Annotated in this window: 21 protein-coding genes; 12 read left to right on the top strand and 9 right to left on the bottom strand. The window is 48.9% G+C overall.

The annotated features are described in order from the left end of the window. Positions 1-70 precede the first annotated feature (70 nt). From FAES_RS28420 to FAES_RS28435, 4 genes are all read right to left on the bottom strand, one after another. The gene (locus FAES_RS28420; protein ID WP_015056746.1) at positions 71-2,824 is read right to left on the bottom strand and encodes a DEAD/DEAH box helicase; all 2,754 of its coding nucleotides are present in this window, start codon (positions 2,822-2,824) and stop codon (positions 71-73) included. Between the two features lie 12 nt (positions 2,825-2,836). Next, complete coding sequence (locus FAES_RS28425; RefSeq protein ID WP_015056747.1) at positions 2,837-4,498, bottom strand: site-specific DNA-methyltransferase; 1,662 nt, start codon at positions 4,496-4,498, stop codon at positions 2,837-2,839. An 82-nt stretch (positions 4,499-4,580) separates the two neighbouring features. Then, a complete protein-coding gene (locus FAES_RS28430; RefSeq protein ID WP_051054474.1) occupies positions 4,581-5,153 on the bottom strand; it encodes an ImmA/IrrE family metallo-endopeptidase in 573 nt (190 codons plus the stop codon). Continuing rightward, the gene (locus tag FAES_RS28435; RefSeq protein ID WP_158408822.1) at positions 5,125-5,493 is read right to left on the bottom strand and encodes a helix-turn-helix transcriptional regulator; all 369 of its coding nucleotides are present in this window, start codon (positions 5,491-5,493) and stop codon (positions 5,125-5,127) included. Before FAES_RS28435 ends, FAES_RS28430 begins: the two co-directional genes overlap by 29 nt. Positions 5,494-5,628: 135 nt before the next feature. On the opposite strand from FAES_RS28435, the gene FAES_RS29865 reads away from it, so the two are divergent. The 6 genes from FAES_RS29865 to FAES_RS28455 all read left to right on the top strand — a co-directional run bounded on the left by FAES_RS29865 (position 5,629) and on the right by FAES_RS28455 (position 10,871). Beyond that, positions 5,629-5,853 (top strand): DUF2188 domain-containing protein, encoded by a 225-nt coding sequence (locus FAES_RS29865; RefSeq protein WP_083891534.1) that lies wholly within the window; start codon positions 5,629-5,631, stop codon positions 5,851-5,853. A gap of 76 nt (positions 5,854-5,929) precedes the next feature. Then, the gene (locus FAES_RS28440) at positions 5,930-7,069 is read left to right on the top strand and encodes an SAVED domain-containing protein (RefSeq protein WP_041259700.1); all 1,140 of its coding nucleotides are present in this window, start codon (positions 5,930-5,932) and stop codon (positions 7,067-7,069) included. Positions 7,070-7,082: 13 nt separating this feature from the next. Then, positions 7,083-8,273, top strand: a complete 1,191-nt coding sequence (locus FAES_RS28445) for a nucleotidyltransferase domain-containing protein (protein ID WP_015056751.1) — start codon at positions 7,083-7,085, stop codon at positions 8,271-8,273. Further along, positions 8,260-8,661 carry a type II CBASS E2 protein gene (locus FAES_RS30890; protein ID WP_510186044.1) on the top strand — a complete coding sequence of 134 codons (402 nt, stop codon included), beginning with the start codon at positions 8,260-8,262 and terminating at the stop codon, positions 8,659-8,661. Before FAES_RS28445 ends, FAES_RS30890 begins: the two co-directional genes overlap by 14 nt. A gap of 109 nt (positions 8,662-8,770) precedes the next feature. Continuing rightward, positions 8,771-10,111, top strand: coding sequence for an AAA family ATPase (locus tag FAES_RS28450; RefSeq protein WP_015056752.1), 1,341 nt, complete (start codon positions 8,771-8,773; stop codon positions 10,109-10,111). A 10-nt stretch (positions 10,112-10,121) separates the two neighbouring features. Next, entirely contained in the window at positions 10,122-10,871 is a 750-nt protein-coding gene (locus FAES_RS28455) for an RloB family protein (protein ID WP_015056753.1), read from the top strand. Here the strand turns inward: FAES_RS28455 and FAES_RS28460 are convergent. The 4 genes from FAES_RS28460 to FAES_RS28475 all read right to left on the bottom strand — a co-directional run bounded on the left by FAES_RS28460 (position 10,852) and on the right by FAES_RS28475 (position 13,749). Continuing rightward, the gene (locus FAES_RS28460; RefSeq protein WP_015056754.1) at positions 10,852-11,823 is read right to left on the bottom strand and encodes a site-specific integrase; all 972 of its coding nucleotides are present in this window, start codon (positions 11,821-11,823) and stop codon (positions 10,852-10,854) included. The two genes, FAES_RS28455 and FAES_RS28460, sit on opposite strands and share 20 nt — an antisense overlap. 11 nt (positions 11,824-11,834) lie before the next feature. Next, the gene (locus FAES_RS28465) at positions 11,835-12,176 is read right to left on the bottom strand and encodes a hypothetical protein (protein ID WP_041259701.1); all 342 of its coding nucleotides are present in this window, start codon (positions 12,174-12,176) and stop codon (positions 11,835-11,837) included. Between the two features lie 145 nt (positions 12,177-12,321). Then, on the bottom strand, positions 12,322-12,678 hold the full coding sequence (locus FAES_RS28470; protein ID WP_015056756.1) for a hypothetical protein: 357 nt from the start codon (positions 12,676-12,678) through the stop codon (positions 12,322-12,324). Positions 12,679-12,729: 51 nt separating this feature from the next. Then, positions 12,730-13,749, bottom strand: coding sequence for a replication initiation protein (locus FAES_RS28475; protein ID WP_015056757.1), 1,020 nt, complete (start codon positions 13,747-13,749; stop codon positions 12,730-12,732). 642 nt (positions 13,750-14,391) lie between these two features. Between FAES_RS28475 and FAES_RS28480 the strand changes: the two genes are divergently transcribed. From FAES_RS28480 to FAES_RS28500, 6 genes are all read left to right on the top strand, one after another. Then, a complete protein-coding gene (locus tag FAES_RS28480) occupies positions 14,392-15,267 on the top strand; it encodes a hypothetical protein (RefSeq protein WP_015056758.1) in 876 nt (291 codons plus the stop codon). 144 nt (positions 15,268-15,411) lie between these two features. Further along, positions 15,412-15,867 (top strand): hypothetical protein, encoded by a 456-nt coding sequence (locus FAES_RS30695; protein WP_229364582.1) that lies wholly within the window; start codon positions 15,412-15,414, stop codon positions 15,865-15,867. Positions 15,868-15,950: 83 nt separating this feature from the next. Continuing rightward, positions 15,951-17,150 (top strand): sensor histidine kinase, encoded by a 1,200-nt coding sequence (locus FAES_RS28485; protein ID WP_229364583.1) that lies wholly within the window; start codon positions 15,951-15,953, stop codon positions 17,148-17,150. Next, positions 17,119-17,856 carry a LytR/AlgR family response regulator transcription factor gene (locus tag FAES_RS28490; protein WP_041259703.1) on the top strand — a complete coding sequence of 246 codons (738 nt, stop codon included), beginning with the start codon at positions 17,119-17,121 and terminating at the stop codon, positions 17,854-17,856. Before FAES_RS28485 ends, FAES_RS28490 begins: the two co-directional genes overlap by 32 nt. Before the next feature lie 220 nt (positions 17,857-18,076). Further along, positions 18,077-21,175 (top strand): lantibiotic dehydratase, encoded by a 3,099-nt coding sequence (locus FAES_RS28495; RefSeq protein ID WP_015056762.1) that lies wholly within the window; start codon positions 18,077-18,079, stop codon positions 21,173-21,175. Between the two features lie 55 nt (positions 21,176-21,230). Beyond that, on the top strand, positions 21,231-21,470 hold the full coding sequence (locus FAES_RS28500) for a hypothetical protein (protein ID WP_148289623.1): 240 nt from the start codon (positions 21,231-21,233) through the stop codon (positions 21,468-21,470). An 84-nt stretch (positions 21,471-21,554) separates the two neighbouring features. Here FAES_RS28500 and FAES_RS29870 read toward each other — a convergent pair whose 3' ends face one another. Then, a complete protein-coding gene (locus tag FAES_RS29870) occupies positions 21,555-21,899 on the bottom strand; it encodes a four-helix bundle copper-binding protein (protein WP_083891535.1) in 345 nt (114 codons plus the stop codon). Between the last annotated feature and the right edge of the window lie 178 nt (positions 21,900-22,077).

Raw genomic sequence — 22,077 nt, forward strand, 5'->3', positions numbered from 1 at the left:
TGATGATGCCTATGTGCGACGTAAGTTACACTTTATTGTATTCGTTCTCAATTCGCTAAATAAACTTGAATCACAACGCCCGCATCACGCCCAAGAATTCGTCCAGCGTGTACGTACCTTCAAACTCTTTGCGCTCGAAAACCATAAAGTAGCGGTACGTTTCTCCGGCTTTTTGCCGCCAGAAATCGCCCAGCTTGCGTTTGGCTTCGCTGTCGGAGTTGTCGCGGTCGTCGCCCTTGGTTTCCAGCAGAACAATCTTGCCGCGTTTGGTAACCACTATAAAGTCAGGGAAGTGGTTGAGGTAGCCGTTGAGCCAGAAACCTCGACCGCGCCGGTCGCCGTTGCGGGTCCAGAAGGCCACGTTTTCAAGGTTCGCCACTTCCATAATCACCCGCTCCTCAAAGCCGTTCATGCGCTCTTCCTTGGCATAGAGCGACTTCGTAATGTCTTTGGCAGTTTCCTTCGGCGATACAAATGGGGGTAGCAGGTACGTTGGTTTCACGAACACCTGATCCATGTCGAGCAACTTGCGGAATGCTTTTTCGGCGTGTTCAGTAGCCAGTTCGTTAATCCTTTTTTTGATACGGTCAGCGTAGGTGTACTCATGCGCCACCATATCCCGGAATTGCTCGTCGCTCAGGTCGTTCAAAATCCGGCTTACATAGGTGCTCACCTCCTTGTCGGAGATGGGGCGCAGGTCGCCGATGTTCTTCATGAGCCGGTTGCTCATGGTCTTGATCTGCCCCTCGCGCGTCATGGCGGGCAGGATGGTGTTCAGAAGAGCCTCTTTGGTTTTGCCATCTACACGCATGAAGGAAGGTGCCACGTCGCCCCGGTCGCGCTGCTCCAGGTCCACTTTATAGAGTTCGGCCTGTACGCTGTCGAAGTTGATGTCGGTGTTTTGCTTACTCAACCGGAAACCATCGAGTAGATGGCTTCGCTCTAGCAGTTCCTCACCAGTTTGGGTGAACAGGCTTTCTTCAACCCGCATATAAAATTGTGGTAGCCGGATGCCAGTGGCCTGTTCGCGGAAGTGGTCGCGCATCTGGTAGCGGTTTGCCAGATTTTGCAGTTCGGTGGGTTCTGAGTTGGCTCCCATCTGTTGGGTACGTTCGGTAAAGTCAGCTTCCTCCTTCTTCGCTAATTCTTCTATCTCCTGCACCGCAGCCGATGAGGCAGGTACGTCGTTGGCAGTTGTCGTATTACCCGCTTCGGCGGAGGGAGGTGTAGGTACGGCCACTACTTGAATCTTGTCCGGGTCGAGGCCATCCCCATCGGGTGACGTGGCCGACGATTCACCCAGTGATGCCGTTATTGGAGTGGCCTGTCTGGGTTGACTGGCCGCAGATGTACCGAATAGGGAAGCTAACGGGTCATCTACCGGAGCAACCTGAATAGGCTGGGCAACATCGACGGGAGGTGTTTGGACGTTAACCACCGGATTACCGGCCAGTCTATAATCCCGGCTGCTGAATCCAGCTTTGTTCAGACCCATTACAATTGATTGCAGCGTTTCGTTAAACCGAGCCGATGCAGTCAGTACGTAGCTCAGGTTGAGTAAAGCCGACTCATGTTTACGCACATAAGGTTGCCGCAGTACCCGACCCAGAATCTGCTCCACATCGACTGCCGACGAACGGTCGGCCAGCGAAGCCAAGATGTAGGCGAATGGGCAATCCCAGCCTTCTTTCAGGGCGTTCACGGTGATGATAAACCGCACAGGGCAGTCGTCGGCCATCAGGTCGATGCCTTTTAACTCGTCGAGCGTAGCCGTTTTGATTTTTATCTGTTCGGTCGGTATCCCCACCCGCACCAGAATATCCCGAATGCGGGTAAAGGTGTGGTTGTCTTCGGCGGTCTGCGACTGCGCCTGGAACAGCACAATGGGCCTGATAGCTCGTCCGCCCTTCTTGTGTTCGGCTATGGCCTGAATCTCCAGCTTCTGCCGCAGTTCGAGCGCGGCACTGATGACCTCGTTTTTGTCCTTTTGGTTATAAACAATCACGGGCAGCTTCACCATATGTTCCGTTTTAAGGGCCAACGCATCCACAAAGCTGATGATGTTGCTGTTGCGCCGGGGCGTGGCCGTCAGATCCAGAATAAAGCCAGGATTGAGGTTCCGCAGCATCTCGACGCTCAGTTCGCTTTCGGCATTATGGCTTTCATCAACCACCAGCACCGGCTGCATCGCCCGGATCACGTTGATGACGGCGGTTTCGTCGGTGCCTGGCAATACGGTTTCACTGTCCGGCCCTCCGGCGAAACTCAGGATGCTTCCATTTTCCTGATAGAGTTTCCGGTCTTCCTTGTTCCGAACGCGCAACGAGTCGAAGCTCATCACGACGACACTCAATTGCTCGCGCACGGCAGTAGCATTGAAACTGCTGCCACTAAGCAACGCCTGTTTGTCATATACCTCGACGCGGTGGTTGAAATGCACATTCAGCTTTTGCCGGTACGGGTGGGCCGGGTTGCGGAGATTCTTGAGCGTCTGTTGCAGAATGGGATTGGAGGGTACCAGCCAGACCACCATTTTAGGCCGGTCGGGGTCACTATGTGCGAAGATCGGGCGCAGGGCGTTGCAGGCGATAAACGTTTTGCCGCCCGCCGTCGGTACTTTGATACAGACGTGGGGCACAGCCCCGCCAACCGCGTCTTTGATGTTGTTCTTGTATGGCTCTATCACACCCCCAGTCATGGGCTGATAGCCCTTGTCGGTCCAATAGTCCTGAAAAGCGTGCTGTGTAGGAGACACACGCCGGAGATAGTCGAGAAACAGGCTTAGGTCGCTGATAACCTGCTGTTGATAGGGTTTGAGTTCCATAACGGTGGCAGGTTACAGGCGGGAGATGTCGCGGGGAATCTTCTTGAAAATGATCCGGTGCTGTTGCAGGAACGTATCGGCGAGCGTAGAGGCATCGGCGTAGATGATATACTGCCCGGCCCGCTCCCGAATGTGGGTCAGCAACGAGAGGTTCAGCGTAGTAGCGGCCTCTGGTTCGTAACAGAAATAGTAGGCCGTATCGTCGCACGTACCCAGCCAGTAGGACGTACCTGCGTCTTCGTGAGTTGCAGGCGATTGTGGCTTGTAGAGTTGCGGAGTGCCGCCCAGCCGTGTCTCGGTAAACCAGATGTACTCCCGAAGCTTTTCGATGGGAACGGCAGGGTTAATATTTCCCTCCTCGTCGAAGAGTGATTCACCCAGCGTACAATACGAAAATGATTCTGTTTCGGGCTGATCGTCAATTATATGTAACTGATGGGGGGGGGTAAAGTTACTTAACATCACGCGACGTACCCGCTCTGCTGTAATGGTCTCGGCGTAGTCTTCCATTTCTACCAGGATAAACTTGCGCTTTCCCCCGTCCTGCCGGTTCAGGTTCAGCACGGCGTGGGCTGTAGTACCGGAGCCAGCGAAAGAGTCGAGGATGATATCACCGGGCTTAGAGCCGAGTTGAAGAATACGCTCAATTAACCTAACGGGTTTAGGAGTTGAGAAGACAGAATCTGATGCCTGCGAATCCAAAATCGATATTACCTCTTTTTTCGCTTCTTGGGTGTGTCCAACTTCTTCATAAGACCAAAATGTCTGAGGAACCACCCCCTGCTTTACTTCTGAAAGAAAAATTTTAGGTGCAGGTACGCCGTTACCGTCTTTGCCCCACCAAATTCTATTATCCCTGTTCATATCCCAAAACTTTTCCTCTGAGACTCGCCAGTATGAGCCAGGCGGGGGGCCTGCAATGATTCTTCCCCCGGGACACTCAATAGAGTAGGTGCCTTTGCTATAGAAATTCCGGGCGGCCAAATTATTGGGTCGCCACAATCCGCGCGGATCATTATCAGGATTTTTATAAGCTTTATCCTGCTTTTCGGTACGCGGCATAAGATTTATAGCCCAATCAGTTAGTTTGCGGGTGTATATTATTATGTACTCGTGATCCTCGGATAGATATTTTGCGCTGGACTTTGGGGCATAGTTTTTTCGCCAGATTACGGTTGAAACGAAGTTGTTAGCTCCAAAAATTTCATCCATTACCAGCTTGAGATTAGCTTGTTCACTGTCATCTATTGAGATGAAAATGGCTCCGTCCTCCGCCAGTAGCTTGTGCAGTAGCTTTAGCCGGGGGTACATCATACACAGCCACTTGTCGTGGCGGCTCAGGTCCTCGCCTTCTTTGCCAACTACGTTGTTGAGCCAGCGTTTGATTTTAGGATCGTTTACATTGTCGTTATAGACCCAACCCTCATTGCCCGTGTTGTAGGGCGGGTCAATGTAGATGCACTTCACGCGACCCTCGTAATGAGGCAATAAGGCTTTCAGGGCTTCCAGATTATCGCCGTGAATAATCAGATTGTCCGATTCCATGTTTGGGGCGGAGTCGCCCGCAGTTTGCTTGCAGCTCTGAAAAGTGTATTGCGTGTCGAGCGTGCGGTAAGGTACGTCGAGGTGGTGATTAACGACTTTGTCTTTGCCAATCCAATTAAGCGTGGGCATTGCAACTCAGGTAGATAAGTATTGATATGGAAAAGCCGGTCAACGACCGGCTCACTAAAAAAATTATCTGTTAATCAGTGGCTTACCAAACCAAATCAAGGTTGGTTAGCCGGATACTCATAGCCAGTTTACTGACTTTGAAATTGTCGGCCAGCACGGGCACTATATCGTAATCCTCATTTCTTGTTATACCCGTCTGATAGATGTTGGTAGCTGCTTCAATAAGCAGTTCACGAGGCATCAGGAGGGCGGCTCCAAAGGCATTGGCTTCCCGCTCCTGAAAATCTTCACCCGTTGACGATCTGCTATCGCGGAATAGCGTAAAATACTTTTCGGGCGTATCGACAAAGACCCCCTGTCGTTGATGGTTCAGGATGTAGTGGCCTAACTCATGGGCTATTGTGAACCGTTGCCGCAGTAGCCCTGTCTGCGTAGAGTAGCCGATCTTGGCTTTATCACCGTCTCTCAACAGCACGCCCGACACATCGTCACCGAAATCATACAGCATAAGTTCGATGTCTAACGTAGTTGCGACATGCTGCACATCGATGCCTCCGTTCCTGATCAAATCAAACGCATTCATCGGATAAGCATCACACCGGCGAAGGGTAGCAATCGCTATCTCCTCAATTTGTTTCTGCCGCTTTCTGTTCATGGTCACCAGTTGATTTTCTAAACGCTGCTACGAATGAAGTAAGCTTGGGTAGGTCCTTTTCGGCTACTCCCTTTAGTGATTCCTCGTCAATCAGGGACGTACTTAAAAACGATGATTCTGGTGGTAGTAACGTACCCAACTCGATTTCAAGTGCTTTAGCTATATCAAAGAGGATATACAACGGAGGGTGTTGCCGACCCTGCTCAATGTTAACTACGGAAGTCCGGGTTAGGGCTACTTCATTAGCCAGTTGCTCCTGAGTCAGCCCTTTCTTCGAGCGGTACTTCTTCACGTTCTCGCCCAATAAATCATATAGGCGTTGTCGTTGCGTCTGGTTCACGTGGCAAATATACCTTGAAAAATACAAATAGTCAATATTACAAACGTTTGTAATATTGACTATTTAAAAATGTGCTATTAAGCGAACTTTTTTAAACGACGATTTGTACCTTAGTAGTAACTAAAACGTTGTACTATGCCTAAAACAAATCAGCACGTTGTCCCTCGCGGAGACGGATGGGCCGTGCAGGGAGCCGGTAACAGCCGCGCCACCCGCCTTGTTGACACCCAACGCGAAGCAATCTCAATTGCCCGTGAAATCGCTCAGAATCAGCATTCAGAGCTAATCGTACATCGTCAGGATGGTAAAATAAACTGGCGGGACTCATACGGAAATGATCCATATCCTCCGAAGGGATAAGGTCGGTTGCAGATGGAGCCGGGTGATAGCCCGGCTCCATCTGTTTTTGGTAATAAGCAACTGTCCATACCCACTTATGGCAAAATCAAAAACCAGGAAACCAATTCCCCTACACGTGGTCCGGGAATTATGGGCACGTTCAGCCGGACGTTGTGCTTTTGAAGGCTGCAACAAAGTATTGTGGCGCGATGCACGGACCAAACGCTCAAGTAACCGGGGATATATTGCCCATATCGTAGCCGCCGAACCAAACTTCAAGCGAGGAGACCCCGTCCGTTCTCCGTTGCTTTGCCAGGATTATGATAATTTGATGCTCCTGTGCGACGATTGCCACGACCGCATCGACGGGGAGCATACCTGGCACGAGTACACTGAAGTGCGGCTACGTCAGATGAAACAGTGCCACGAAGCCCGAATCGAACGGCTGAGTGCAATCTGCGACGATCAAGCCAGCGAAATACTTCTTTACGGTGCCAACATCGGTCAGCATGGCTCTCCGTTAGCAGTCAATGATTGCAGTCTGGCAATGACTCCGCACTTCTTTCCGGCCAATGCGTCTCCCATTTCTTTGGGAATGGTAAACAGTAGCATACAGGACGATCAAGACTTGTACTGGCAAGTCGAGCAGCAAAATCTTGAACAACAGTTTCGGCGGAAAGTACACGACCGGATAACCTCTGGCGAAATACGTCACCTCTCTGTGTTTGGTTTAGCTCCGCAGCCTCTACTCATTCATTTGGGTACGTTACTGGGTGACATTGTACCATCCGTTATTTATCAACGCCACCGGGAACCAGCTACGTGGTCTTGGCGAGAGTTGAATAACCCTGTCGTGTTCCATGTGAACCCGCCTGAACACGACTATGCGACAGTAGCACTGAATTTGTCTCTCAGTGCTACCATCACGGCTGACCGAATACAGGCTGTACTCGGTCCAGAATGTGCTATCTGGACTTTAACGCATGAGCAGCCTCACAACGACTTTCTGCGAACGTCGAATCAACTGGCCGATTTTCGCAATGTGCTCCGTCGGCTGCTTGATGCTGTTAAAGCCCGACATGGACAAGATACGCGACTCCACATTTTTCCAGCGATGCCAGCCGCTATGGCTATTGAACTCGGACGGGTACGTATGCCTAAAGCTGATGTGGCATTTGCCCTTTACGACCAAAACCACCGCACGAGCGGGTTTACCTCAGCTCTAACTATAAATTAGATACTACCTCACTATGACCACCTTATCACCTTCATTGACTGACTACAGTAGCATTCTGACTCGCATCACTGAATTGCTGGATATTACACCTGCTCAATATGAAAAAGCGGTCAGTCATTATAAAGCCGTTGGCAAGTGGCTTGATGCTCCCGGTTCTTCCTTGGCACTATACAAGCCCATCATCTACCCGCAAGGGTCATTCCGGTATGGCACTGTTATTAAGCCGCTAACAGACGAGGAAGAATTTGATGTTGATCTTGTTTGCCGATTGCTCATCAACAAGCGGTTGGTTAATCAGCAAACGTTGAAAGCGATGGTTGGGAACAGGCTGAAAGCGCATACCGATTATCGACGGATGTTAGACAAAGAAGGCCGACGCTGCTGGCGATTGAATTACAACGAGGCTGAGCGTTTTCATTTGGATATTCTACCATCCATTCCCGATGACTTCGGTTGGTTAATCCAAGCAGGTGTCTTACCTGAATTGGCTTCCCACGCTCTGTGCATTACCGACCGCGAGACCTGGGGTGTAGGGATTGAGTGGCCTCGCAGTAATCCTGAAGGGTATGCGCGTTGGTTCCACAGTCGTATGAAATATATCTTCGCGCAAGAGCGGATAAGGCTGGCTAATCGAATGGAGATGAAAGTAGAAGACGTACCTGAATACCGCGTCAAAACGGTGTTGCAGCGCATTGTTCAACTGCTCAAACGACACCGTGACATCATGTTCGGTGACGATGCCGAAAAACCCATATCAATCATTATCACAACGCTGGCAGCGTGGGCTTATCAGGAAGAACCTGATCTTGAGCGTGCCATGCGGCAGGTACTGACTGCAATGCCCGGTTTAGTGCGCGTTGAGCAAGGCAAGTATGTTATTCCAAATCCCGTTAATCCACTGGAAAATTTCGCCGACCGCTGGGCTGACACTCCCAGAAAGGCTGAGAAGTTTTTTCAGTGGATTGCTCAAGCACAGCTTGACTTTGCTAAAATTGGTCAGATTAAAGGATTGCCAAACGCGGCATCGAGCTTAAAAGCACAGTTCGGCGAGAACATTGTAAATCGGGCACTCAACTCCATTGGTAATGATGCCCGCCAACTTCGGGAAAGTGGACAACTTACTATGGAGCGGAGCACTGGTATTATATCGAGCGCTGTCGGCGGTTTAACAGTTCCTCAGCACACGTTTCATGGCTTACATTGAATCGCCAATTATCTCTCTGCCTGCTCAGGCCGAATTGCTTTGCCGCGCTTTGGTGGGTAGTCGATACAGGCTTCTAAGGGATGAGCTACGCTGGTGGGGTTGGGTAACACCCAGCCCCACCAGTGAATGCTACAAGGTAAGGTTAGTGTACCGTATTGGTGGGCGACCGATAGTGCACATTCTTAAACCGACACTATTGATCCCGAGTGATGCGAAGTTGCCACACGTTTATGACGGAGATGAATTGTGTTTGTACTATCCAGATGGCAAGGAATGGCATCGTGGGAAAGTAATAGCTCGAACAGTGTTGCCTTGGATTGCTGAATGGTTATTTCATTATGAGATATGGGCTGTCACTGGTCAGTGGAATGGCGGAGGAACACATTGACAATGGCACATAAATGAGAATAAGGTAAGAGACAATTTAGAGAATTCGTAGATTTTGTGAATATGATAGTGTCTTTTGCGTTATTTGTGCAAAAGTTGGCTATATTTTTATGCTTGTTCAATTCTCGGTCAGAAACTATAAGTCGTTTCGGGATGAAGTGAAGCTGTCGCTTGTGGCCTCCCGGTACGACAAAGACCCTGCTACTGAAACCCATTGGGTAGATGTACCTGCGCTCGACGTAAAGCTGCTCAAGAGCGTAGCTATCTATGGTGCCAACGCATCCGGCAAGAGCAAGCTGGTTGAAGCTCTTGGCTTTGTGCGGCAGTTCATTCTGCGTTCATCGGGTAGTACTCAGCTAAACGACAAGATTCCGACTGTCCCGTTCCGACTAAACCCTGACAGCGAAGCAGCCCCCTCGGAGTTCGAACTGGTCTTTCTGCACGAGGGTGAGTTATTCCGTTATGGCTTTGAAGTCACGACCGAACAGGTTGTATCGGAGTGGCTCTACCACCGACCCAAGACCAAAGAGATTGAGGTGTTCTACCGCGACGGGCAAACGTTCGATGTCATCAATCCCCGGCAGTTCAAAACGGGGCTTCGGCTGGCTAAAGACGACATGATCCGATCCAACGCGCTGATGTTGTCCGTAGCCGCCCAGTTCAATGACCCACTTGCCCGGCGCGTGTTTGCCTGGTTGGGCAGGTTCAATGTGATTTCGGGCTTGCAGGAGGAGGGCTACGAAGGCTTCACAGTGAGCCGGGTGATGCACCACGAGGGTAAATCAGCCGTAATGAATTTTCTGGCTGGTGCCGATCTGGGCATCGCCGACGTGCGTGTACAACCTATCGAACACGAAAGTGAGTTACCGGGTAGTCTGCCTTCTGCCCTCCGTGAGCGACTCGCCCAAGCCCTAACCGAGAAAGACGGGGTCATTCTGGGTGGCACCAAAACCCTGCACCGACGCTACGATACAGACGGAAATCCATTGGGTACAATCGAATTTGACATGGAAGACGAATCGTCGGGAACACAGAAATACTTCGCGCTGTCCGGCCCCATTCTGGAAACCTTGCAACAGGGTGATACGCTCGTAGTTGACGAACTCGAATCGAAATTACACCCTAACCTGGTCCGTAAGCTCGTAGGCTTGTTCCATTCCCCGGAAACCAACCCCCACAATGCCCAATTGATTTTCAATACCCACGACAGCAACCTGCTGAGTGCGGGTAGTCCGGCGCGTCCGTTGCTCCGGCGCGATCAGATTTGGTTTGTCAGCAAAGACCGCTACGGGGCCTCGTCGCTCTACGCCTTGTCAGATTTCAAAACTGACACAGTGCGTAAAGGAGACGATTATCGGGAAAAATACCTTCAGGGTCGATTTGGGGCCATTCCGTACTTGAACGACTATGAAGAAGCCCTGACCGAATCGCCGGTGCGGCCAACGCTTTAACCCGCAGCCGATGAAGAGTAGGATGAAGGCCATCCGCGAAGCGCAGGAGCGTGATGAACGGCAAGCGGATAAACGGGCGACCCGTGCTGCGGCTCGTTCCATCGACAGGCCCGAACCCAACGTACCGGAGTTTGTTCGCCTGTTGATCGTCACCGAAGGCGTAAACACCGAAGTGAGCTATTTCCAACAATTCCGAATGCCCAACATGCAGGTGCGGGCCGTCGGAACTGGCTACAACACAGTATCGCTGGTACGTCGGGCGGCACAAATCCGCGAAGAGGAAGCTAATAAGGGTAACGAATACGACCAGGTCTGGTGCGTATTCGACAAAGACGACTTCTCGCCCGAAGATTTCAACGAAGCTGTCCGACTGGCTGAAGGTATGTTTGGTGCGGAGTGCGTTGCTTATTCCAATCAATCGTTCGAGTATTGGCTACTGTTGCACTTCTTGGATCACCAGGGTGGGGCCATGCACAGGCGGCAGTATGACATCCGGCTGAACGAGTGTTTGCAACCCTATGGCATAACCTATGATGGGAGTAAGAGCAAACGAATCAGTATTGATTTCTTCGATTTGATGCTGGCCGTTGATCCCCAGACCCGGAAACGGCGCATCGATCAGGCCATCTCCCGTGCTGAACGAGTATTCGACCAATATGACCACCGCAGCCCGGCATTTGAAGAGTCCTCAACGGCGGTTTTCCGGGTGGTGAACGTCATCCTAGGCAATCAGCCGACTACTACAACCCCAGCTTCATAGCTGCATTGTGCTTAACAACCTCCTGTACTCGCGTGTAGCGGTCAATCATCGTGCGGGTACGGTGCTTGGTCTGCTGCATAATTTGCGAATCGTCGGCTCCGTTGAGCTTGGCAATGGTTACGAACGATGCCCGGTGTGAGTGGGCCGAGTAATCGTCACCGAGGTACTGTTTCGTCACGCGGGCGACCTGTTTGTCCGATAGTCGGTCTTCAGTAATGGCATCCTGTTTACGAATCCTGACAAACAATGGGCCACTTGTCCGGTTCAGTAGGGCCATGTAATCTTGTATAGCGCGCACCGGGCAGGTAGCCGGATCAGGACTGAAAAACAAAGCTTTCTCCTCCCGCCGACCGTATTGATTGGTTTTACTGCCCTGATAACTGAGGATGGCACCCTCCCGCGTAAATTTTACCCCGTCAATGTCAAGAGCCACCAGTTCAGACCGACGAAACGCCCCGGCGAAACATACCAGCAGCATCGCCTTGTCGCGCAGGCCGGTCGGAGTCGGAGCTATCGTGCGAGTACACTCTTTGAGCTTCTCGATATCGAATGCAGGAGCTTGGTCAGGTTCCGTGCCAATGGATCGTTTGATGCCTTCCAGCACCAGCCTGACGGCTTCATCGTTACCTGGATCAGGATGCTTGCGTCCCCGGTGCCACTTCCGAATGGCTGCTAACCGGCGAGTCAACGTAGCCCACTTGTGAACGGTAGCTTGATCGGACAGATAGGCTGCCAACGTACCTGAGCTGATCGGCAACGTACCCAGCTCGTTGGTCTGGAGCCAAAGTTCCAACTGCTCAATGTCTGAAGCGTAAGCGGTTTGGGTATTGGCCGCGCCTGCTACACCTTTTTGGAAGAAGGCTGCTGTTTGATGAGCCAGGTCCTCATGAGATTTTCGGATGCGAACCGCTTTAGCTTGTCCGCTTATAATGGAGGGTGTTAATTCTGTCATCTTCAATAGGGTTATGAAATCCGATCCGACTTGGCACGAGTTGCGGCCACTGACTCCTCAAATTCTTTCAGCGTCAACTCATCGACGGACTCAATGCATAAATACGCTTTATCCTTATCCTCATAATACTCGGTCTCAAAGCGAAGCCACATACCCCAATCGGGTACGTGCATATGCGAAACCGTACCAACAGAGACTATATCGACAGGCCGCTGACGATAAACCGGCGCGTAACGGTCAAACATGCTCTCTATCGTTTGGTCAATCCCCACCTGCACGTCAGGCGGCATCCGCTGATAGGTAAGCCAGGCCGGGTCTGACCAGCGTATCTCATCGTTGTCTGTATGATTCATCAATTAGAATGATTATTCCGATTCGTCATGATAGCTTGATAATTAGCTGCAATATATCACTCGCTTGTTATGTCCGATAAGAAAAGTTTATCGGACGTAATCGGTTTCAGAGTCTGGCATTGAGAGTAGCATGGTTGGATGTGTTCTAAACTTCATTATCAGGATCTGCGTCTGGGTGTTGCTCTCGTAAAAGATCCTGCAAGTGCTTTTGCCAATTGGCTGTACTGTCGATAGCACGGTAAGCTTCTTCGCCATATCGTTCCATCGCATAGTCCAGCAAGAACGCCTGGGTTTCGTGGTCAAACTTATCAACCCAGGTTGACCAAAACTTTTCGTGGTCGAGACCGTCCTCATCGCCGTTCCAGTAATACGTCCAGGCATGATCGAAGGACCGATTCTTTCGAAGGTAATCCAAGTCATCGCTACCGTAATTATGAATCAGCAAATTCAGTGCATTGATCGTGGTTAACTCAAGCCGATAGGTCGCAACCAGTTTGTTCATTGATAAACAAAGTTTGACAGAAGTAACATCAAAAATCTCTCTAATTGAACGTTAATTCTTTTCCGATCTAAGGTCTAACTCAATAGTCATCGCTGGCTTGCGCTTCTTCTGCTTAGGCCCTGACGCATCCTTAAATAAAATACCAGCGATATACCGTGTAGGCGTGGTAGCCACTGTCACAGCCCCGTGCGTGACCATGCTGTCAAGCCGTAGAAACTCGTTCAGGTATTGCTCATTTGTCAAAATAGTCTTCTTCTGGCTGTCAGTAAACTGGTAATTATATAAAAATTCGGCTGCTTTCTTCTGCTTGTCAGCCAACGATAACTCACTGGCTGTTTGCAGGTCTTTATTAACTAATGCGTAATACGCTGCTTTAGGGCTGTTTTTCCCTTTACGGCGGATAATGAAGTTAATCCACTTGACAGCCCGCCCCTCCTTCTGTTCTGTCATGGTTATGTCCAGATACGTCTTGCGATTAATTTCAGCCAGTACGTTCGACAAGACCATTTGCTTAAAGTTGGAGTACCGCACGTACTTCTGAGCATTTAGCAGTTCACGGAGTTCCGTCACCTCTACTCGCCATAAACCCGTATCGATAAACCGGGTTAGACGAGGAAACAGCAATTGGGAATACTCACTACTCAGTGAGACCGCTGCACTTAGTTCGTATTGTGAGTATCCTTTGCTTAGGTCAATGAAGTAAGGCAAGACCATCGAATTAATAAGGATATCAAAGTAACCTTTGTTTGCCTCATAATGGATGTAAGGTATCGGAACGATAAATGTGTATTTCCCCTTGTCCTGATCGAAAATCTTAATTTTCCGGGATGTTGCCTTGTCCAAAATCCTCAGGATCACATTCGTTTGAGCGTGCGAGTTTTCGCCGACGAACACATCCGAATAGTGAATCCGAAACTTTCGGTCTTCTACCCGGTAGGATTTGACATCAAACGTTTGTTCACCTTTGAGGGCTTTAAGGATATTCCAATAAATTCGGCGCTCATGTAGAGAGAATTCAGACCGACCCAGCAGTAGAGTCAATGGTTCCCTAATGATGATTTCATCGTTCATCGCGTTAAATACCGTGAAGTCAACCACAAAAGCAATAATTCGGAAGGAATCCTTGCCAATGAACTCTGCCTATAGACGGCACTTTAACTTTTTTTTCTTGCCGATGCGTTGTTAAATTGCTGAAAATCAGCTATATATCCTTTATAGTAATGTTTAATATTTTAAATATTTATACCGTTTTTTTCTTGCCGACTCTGAAAAGTGATTACCAACATTACTCGCCTTCTAAGCAACGACTCTATTTTCTTGCCTTTGTACTCTAATCTATTGCCTATCCAACTCTATATCATTGCCTTTTCTACTCTAATTCATTGCTTTCATGGGTTAATGTTGACTCTTTTTCATTGCCTAAGTACTTTGATCTATTGCCTAAGCACTCTAATTCATTGCCAGTCGCATACTTATCCACACTATTATCGACTGATATTTAGTAAGTTACAACTAGCTTATCCACAGCTACTATTATCAATCTCAGAACAATTCTTAAAATACAACTTTTTGATCTTGAGCAGTGGCATCGAGAGATTGAATATCACAAATTCAACAAATTGTGCGAAGCTTTCAAATAAAGAGGCCGTCTCGCTCTAATTAAGTTTACTTTCAAAGTAAACTTAATTATCTTGCTACTCTAATGACTCGGACATGGAAAAGACTACAAGAAAACGGAGAACATATGACCCAGCAGACTACGTCCGACAACTAAGACGACTGACTGAGTTCATGCGAGTGGTTGACAAGCTTCAGCCAGATCGTAACGCCTGGGATATTGAAGGCGAGTGGAACGGCACTGGTGTAATACATTTTGTTGATGCCAAAAGTCAGTCACTGTTTGAGGATTTCCAGCATTTTGACTGCCGAACTATCAAACTGGTTAACTATGGCCGACCCGCTACCCGGCTTACCTTTTTTAAAAAGCACAAGTACATTTTGTTGAAGGACGCAGACTTGACTCGTGAGGAGAAGGAGGTACGTATCACTACCTATATTAATGAAATAACTGTGAAACGGGCCATCAAACTGGATAGAGTCGATAAACTGACTGGTGCAGCTCTTTCGGACGAACGCGGCCAAATTGGTATGCTGGAACAGGAGATCAAAACTTGGAAGGAGGTATCGCTAAATCTGGATCAGTATGACTTTGCCATCTCTAATTACCGGCGAGATTACCAATATGTCACACTTAACTACAAGTACAAGTCATCTGAGCAGGAGTATGCTAATGCCCAAGAACATTTACTAAATCCACAACGTGATAAGCAGGGTGTAATTACTCAACAACGATACAATATCATTTTTGTGGATACAACGGAGATAAATCGAGAACACCCTCATCAGCACAAAGAGATTGAAAACTTCCTCAACAACTTCTCACTGGTGACTCAGACGGGGAAGCAGCAACTATACGCTCGTCCCAAACCAACTGAGCCGGTTACTGATGAACTTTCTTCTCTAAGAAAAGACATGTCGAAGAGCAAAATTCATGGTAACGCACAAAACCCAACTTTATTTGATGAGTAATTGACTGTGAAAAAAGTACGTCTTGATATTCAGATAGATATAAAAATAGTTAATTAATTAAATAAAAATCATGCAAAAAGAGGTGAAGAACTAATATTGTATAGTATGTTTGTAGAATAAATAGTCTTTTTCAGTGCAGCGATTATGTTTTATTCATCAACTACCAATAAGCTGGTTTTGTCCTTTTGTGTGGCTACCAGTATGGGCTTTTCAACATGTTTTGGGTCTATTCCAGTCGATACCAATAGTGCTTCGTCGCCCAGTGACTCCACCCTTGTAGTGCCCATTGAAGCTCTCAATAAGAACAGCCAGCCTACGGTAATCGTCCAGAAAGATGTGATTTTACCAAAGGGGTATAGTTACGTTAGCCACGAACTAATTTTGGATAGTGCATTTCCAGTAGAAGGTGTTGAGCAGGGTACGGACTGGATTGCCGGTCCAGAAAGGACTTGGAGCATATATGTTAAACGGGTAACAGACCCAAAAGTACCTGACCACATTCTGCTCCGGGCCAGCGCATCGCCTGGTCGAAAAAACCACGAGATCGGTGCACATGCCACGTTGCGCGTAATGGTCCGTAAAGCGCAGTCGGCTAACTAAATCTGCAAAAGGTATTCTTGACTACTAACCCCTCCAAGAGGTGTACTGGATAATCTATGCCGTTTCGTCGTCCGGTTACCATTATGCGGATGCTTTACCATGCTCTTTACTGGAGCATTGGTTATGCTGTTACGCTAAGTCAGTTCAAACGGGCACTCGCTGATTATCCGGGAACTGACCTACTATATCTGGTTAACACACACCATTTTCTGTCCACGCTTCTTTCTTTCGGGCTGTTGGGCTACATCGTGATACCCTACATTTTGTATCATGAGCGAACCATGAAGAAACGAGTGGCTATGCTGATGGGGGCTTGTGTCATTTATTACGCCCTGTTGAGTGTTAACACATATGTCTTATTAAGGTATGTAGAAGCTCACTTTTCAAACCTACCCCCCTACCTTGCTCGACGAGTAACGATGTTTTCGGCAGCTCATTGGTACGATTATGTCATTGATCCATCCATTGCCTTTTTCATTTATGGTCACTTCATCTCATATCTAACGATACCACTCCTTATAAAGGCGGTGCGTGATGGCTACGCACGAAGCCGACTACAACAGCAGGCAGAAAAGAAACGTCGGCAATTGGAATACGATAAGCTGGCCCTGGAAAACGAAGGCATTGTCAAAGACTTACACTTTCTGCGTCAGCAAATTAACCCGCATTTTTTACTGAATGCGTTCAATAACATCTATACAATGATTCATCGCAAAGATGGCCGGGCAGCCGATACACTGGTGAATCTGTCTACACTGATGCGGTACACGCTTTATCGAACCGGAAATGACTTCGTACCTCTTTCGGACGAACTAACATTCATCAACGGGTATATCGACATGGAACGGATTCGACATAGCCGTACCGATGCGGTAAGCTGTCAACTGCCCTATGCTTCTACTGAACTGAAGCAATGGCAGGTACCTCCCCTATTGCTGGTCACGTTCATTGAAAATGCATTCAAACACGGTTTGAACGCTGTGTATGAAGGCGGTTGGGTGCGTATTAGTCTGTCAACCAATCCATCTGAAGGTAGGCTGACATTATCCGTGGTCAATAACAGACCGGAAACGCCCCCAGCTCCCAAAGAAGGGGGCCTTGGATTAGCCAATGCCCGTCGCCGATTGGCGTTGCTTTTCTCACCTCAAGAGTACGAGTTGATTATAAAAGATCAGCCTGACCAGTTTGTGGTGTGGTTGTCTATTCCGCTTCGCCATGTCGGCGAAACTATCGAAACAACGAAACGTACATATGAACACGCCCATCCGATGCTTACTCATTGATGACGAACCACTGGCGCAGGAACTACTGCTCGATCATATCGGGCAAGTACCAACTCTGGAAACGGTAGGCGTAGCGAGTAACGCTTTACAGGCAATTGAGCTGTACCAGGAATTGAAACCTGACCTGCTACTTCTGGACATCAATTTACCTCGAATGAATGGGTATGAACTCTTACAAAGTCTGCCTGGAAAAGCTCCTTGGGTTGTCGCTGTGTCAAGTTACCAGGAATTCGCCTTTGAGGGTTTCGAGCATAACGTGGTTGATTTTCTGCTCAAACCCGTGACGTTTAGCCGGTTTGTGCGGGCCATTACTAAAGTACAGGAACGTATGCAGCAGCAGGCAGATTTGGCTTTATCACCGACTGGTTCCGGATCAGCGACAACGGCGAGCAGTCACCTTTCCATTCGGGATGGAAAAATGCTGGTGAATGTTGCCTGCCAAGATATCATCCTCGTGGAAGCGATGAGCGACTATGTGAAAATTCAACTCCCCGAAAAGACAGTCGTTAGTCATCAGCGAGTGTCGGCACTGGAAAAGTTGTTACCCCCGTCTCTGTTCGTCCGGGTGAACAGGTCGTTTATTGTTAATACCACTAAGATTCGGCAAACCGACGGCCACCAGATCGAAATGCTGGGTGGACAGACAGTGCGCGTCGGATCTACGTACCGGGCCGTAGTCGGTAATATGATCCGTAACGGCCTCTAATGATGCGAGTACTCGTTTTTTATATTTCTCACTTTTTAACAACCTAATGCCATGTTGAATAACGCGAAGCGGCTCAATAAGAAGCCAATCGGAACCCGGATGCCCAACGGAAACCCCAAGCCAATCAAGTATCCGACGACCATTGATTTAACCATCATTTTTACGCTCTAAGCGAAGGCCCGCCGGATAGCTATCCGGCGGGCCTTTTTCTTTTTGACCAATGCCAGTTACTCCTCAATTATTTTCTTTTTGCTTACTCAGGTCACCCTTATGTTCAGTTAGCCAGTTGATGCAGTTGTTGCATAGCCAACCAGACAACGCGGACGAGCAACTGCGGCAGTGGTTTGCCGATCCACTGACCGAGTGGGCTTTGTATTCGGCATCGCCAAATCTGCATCAGGTCTGGCAACTGTGGCAACAGGATGGTAAACAGAGGCCAACTTTGGCTGCTCGCCTTGCACTGTGGCGGTACGCCATCCGCATGAGTAGTCGATCAACGCCTTTCGGCGTGATGGCTGGAGTCAGTAAAATATCAATCAGTGAGCAAACAGAAGGTAAAATCGATGCAGATAAAATCGCGGTTAATGTTCGGCCTGATTCAGGTTGGTTAGTAGCACTGGCAGAGCAGCTTACAAAACACCCTGATATTCGGTGGCAACTGCATTATCAAGTTAACAACAGCCTTTACTCTTTAGGCTCTCAACTCCGGTATTCGGATTATACGGTTGAGCCGGGTCATCGTGCTTTCTTCATTAACGCCATTGAGCCAGACGAAACGATTCTGGGTGTATTGCAATACGTCCGGTCGAAGGTGGGGGGCGTAGTCGGCCAGGATTTGTGTAGCTGGATTGAGCAACTTGGTGAAGAGCCTGCCGAAGCCAGGCAATTAGTGGACGAGTTGATCGAGGCCCATATTCTGGTGAGTGAGCTGGATCCGGGCGTTACTGGGAAAGATGCCTTTGAGCATTTAATCCAACGATTGCCTTCGTCGCCAAATAAGGATGGGATCAGGCGGTCTTTGGCGGCTTTACAGAAATGGTTGCAGCAACCGTTTGAATCTGTTGAGAAAGAGCAACAGCTTGACCGTGATCTGCAACGAGTTGTCGGAGGTGTTGATACACGCCAACTTGACCTGTACCGTCCGGTAGAAAAACTGAAACTGAGTCAAAAGGTAGTCCGACAAATTGGGCAGGAACTTGCAGAGCTGTCTGCGTTACGATTGAACCGACAGGCACCAGCGTTGTCCACGTTTGCCGAACGATTCTATGCCCGCTATGGAATGCAGCCGCAACCATTGCTGGTTGCACTCGATCATGAGTCGGGTATTGGCTATGCTGCCAACGCAGATCGTCGAACGGGTCACCTCGCTCTACTACGTACCCTTACCGACCATGAGAATTTAACCACTGCTGCACAGTCGGACAGGCTGGACAATCTACGATTGAATAAACTTACTCAGTTCTTGACAACTCGAGAATCTGTGCAGGAAATCACGGAGCAAGAACTGACCGAAGCCGCAAAAAGCACCTTGTCAACCCCGAAGGCTCATAGTTGGGCCGTGCTGGGCGACCTGTACAGTACCAGTGGTGAAGCCGCTGACCAAGGTGACTACCAATTTTTGGTAAAAAACGTCACAGGATCGTCAGGAGCTTCCTTAATGGCCCGTTTCGGTAGTGGAGACGAGGAAATCGCCAAGGCAATACAACAGGTTACAGATTGGGAAGCTAATCAGTACTCGGATGCTCTGCTTGCTGAAATAGTTCATCTGCCAGCCGGACGAATCGGCAACGTAGTCCATCGACCTGCGCTCCGAGCGTATGAGATCCCCTATGTCACACCCGCGTCAGTAGATGAAGAACATACCCTGCTGCTGGAAGACTTATGGGTACGTGTCTCGGCTGGTTCTACGGTAGAACTGTGGTCAAAGAAGCATAACCGGCGTGTCATACCTCGCAACACAACAGCCCATAACTACCATCATTCTGATGAAGTATATCGTTTCCTGAGCGATCTGAGCCATCAGGAAGAGTCATTTACTCAAAATTGGTCGTGGGGACTACTATCCGACCAGCCCCATCTACCTCGCGTAGTGTATAAGCACCTAATAGTAGCCCGCGCACAGTGGAAACTTACGATGTCTGCCCAATGGACATCGGCTCAGGTAATGGTAGACGAGTTGCGCCAACACCTTGCCCTTCCCCAATTAGTTACTTTGGTAGAAAGGGATAACGAACTGTTGCTTGATCTTGACGTGGTGATTTGTCGGCAGCTACTTTTCGACGAAATCCGCAAAAGGAAATCGGTTCGGCTGGTTGAGTGGTTAGCCCACCCCGATCAGTGCTGGGTGCAACGAGGTGGTCAGCCCTACACGGCAGAGTTGCTTATACCCTTCCGTAACTCTTGGCCAGCACCAGGACCCCCACCCTATTCATCTCCATTTGTCGATTACGGTTCATTGGCCGTACAGCGAACGTACCTGCCAGGTAGCGAGTGGCTCTACATCAAGGTGTACGTAGGAGAACAAACCGCCAACGATGTTTTAACGCAGGTAGTTGCGCCGTTGGTTAACCAGGCAATCCGCCAAGGTTGGGTCGATCACTGGTTCTTTATCCGGTATTATGATCCTCAGCCGCACCTTCGTCTTCGGTTTCACTGCCCTAGTAATAACTATGAGTACGTGTTAAATGAGCTTTCGAATGGATTAAAAGGTTGGGTAGACAACGGGCGGGTACAAACCGTACAAATCGATACCTATGAACGCGAATTAGAGCGGTACGGACATTCGACGATTACTCACTGCGAGCGTTTGTTTTGGCTCGATAGCGTTGACGTAGTGCAGCGTCTTTGTGCTGAACAGGATGCCGACGAAGACAAGCAGTGGTTAATGGCATGTCGTCGGGCAGACGCGTTGATGGAAGCGTTTGCTTTATCATTGTCAGAAAAACACCAGTTCATGACCGTCCTTCAGGCAAAGTTTCTGCACGAGAATAAGGCTACACCTGAATTACGAAATCAATTAAATGAGCAATTTCGATTGTGGTCGGCCCGGTTGGCGGAAAAAGGGTCCGAATGGGCCGAAGATAGCATTCGCGCTACTAATCAAACTCAATCTATTATTGAGAGCCTTGTAGGTACGTTGCATCAACAGCGCGTCGAACTACTGCCTTTAACTGATCTGATTACATCACTGCTACATATGCAGTGTAATCGGTTTTTTACCAGTGAGCAGCGACTCTGTGAAACGGTTGTATACCACTTTCTGCTGCGGCAATATAAATCAGCATTAGCTAAACAGCACCAATCAGAAAGTGTGGTGTAACCGCTACGACTTACTTTTGCTTGCCTGTACCAATACGTTTAAGCTTCCTTGTTGCATGGACCCCGTCAAACCTGTTTTCTTTATCGAAGGTGAAGCCCAGCCCGATCAGCATCTACAGAACACAGTTGGACTAATGCTGCAAGCGGATGCCTGGATTAGTATTACTCTCAGACAGCATCCTATTCAGGGAGTAGAGGTCGATGTGAAGTCGGCCAATCTGACGGCGGAGCAGCTTAATCAGATGCTACAATACGCGGTTAAGGCCACCAGTGGCCCACCAACTCCAAAGAACTAAGTGCTGGTCGAAAGTAATCATGATGCATCCCTCGGCTGAAACGAATAATTTTCACTAGAAGGATGCACTATAGATGTCAGCCATTTATTGCATATTCCGGCAAGCCTGGGCACACCGGCGGCAGGCTTCAGCACATTGTCGGCAGTGATCCATGTGGTTGGCGTGTTTTTCACACTCGTCGGCGCAGGCATTGCAGATCTGAGCGCAGAGTTCGCACACCTGACGGGCAAAGGAACTGCCACTCGCCATGAAGGAAATGGCGGTGTAGCAAATGCGGGCACAGTCACGGTCGAGCCGGATACAGTTTACCATCATCGATACGTCCTGCTCGCCAAGACAAGCTTCGGCGCAGGCATCGCAGCTTACGGCGCAGTCCTGACAGGCCGCAATGCAATCTTGATACTGTTGAGGGGCTAAGACAGTTGCCATAATATATTGAGTTTTGTGTACATTAAATCAAACTGGTTCTTTATCAATAGGTTAAATAGGTTTTCCCGTTTGATAAGGATATAGTATGTTTCCATAAATTTTATAAGGACCACGCAGAATCCTGTAAAAAAAGCCGTTGGGAAAGCTACTACTTTTGCTCCCGTAATCCTGTGTTCTG

Source organism: Fibrella aestuarina BUZ 2 (assembly GCF_000331105.1).
Taxonomy (GTDB): Bacteria; Bacteroidota; Bacteroidia; order Cytophagales; family Spirosomataceae; genus Fibrella; species Fibrella aestuarina.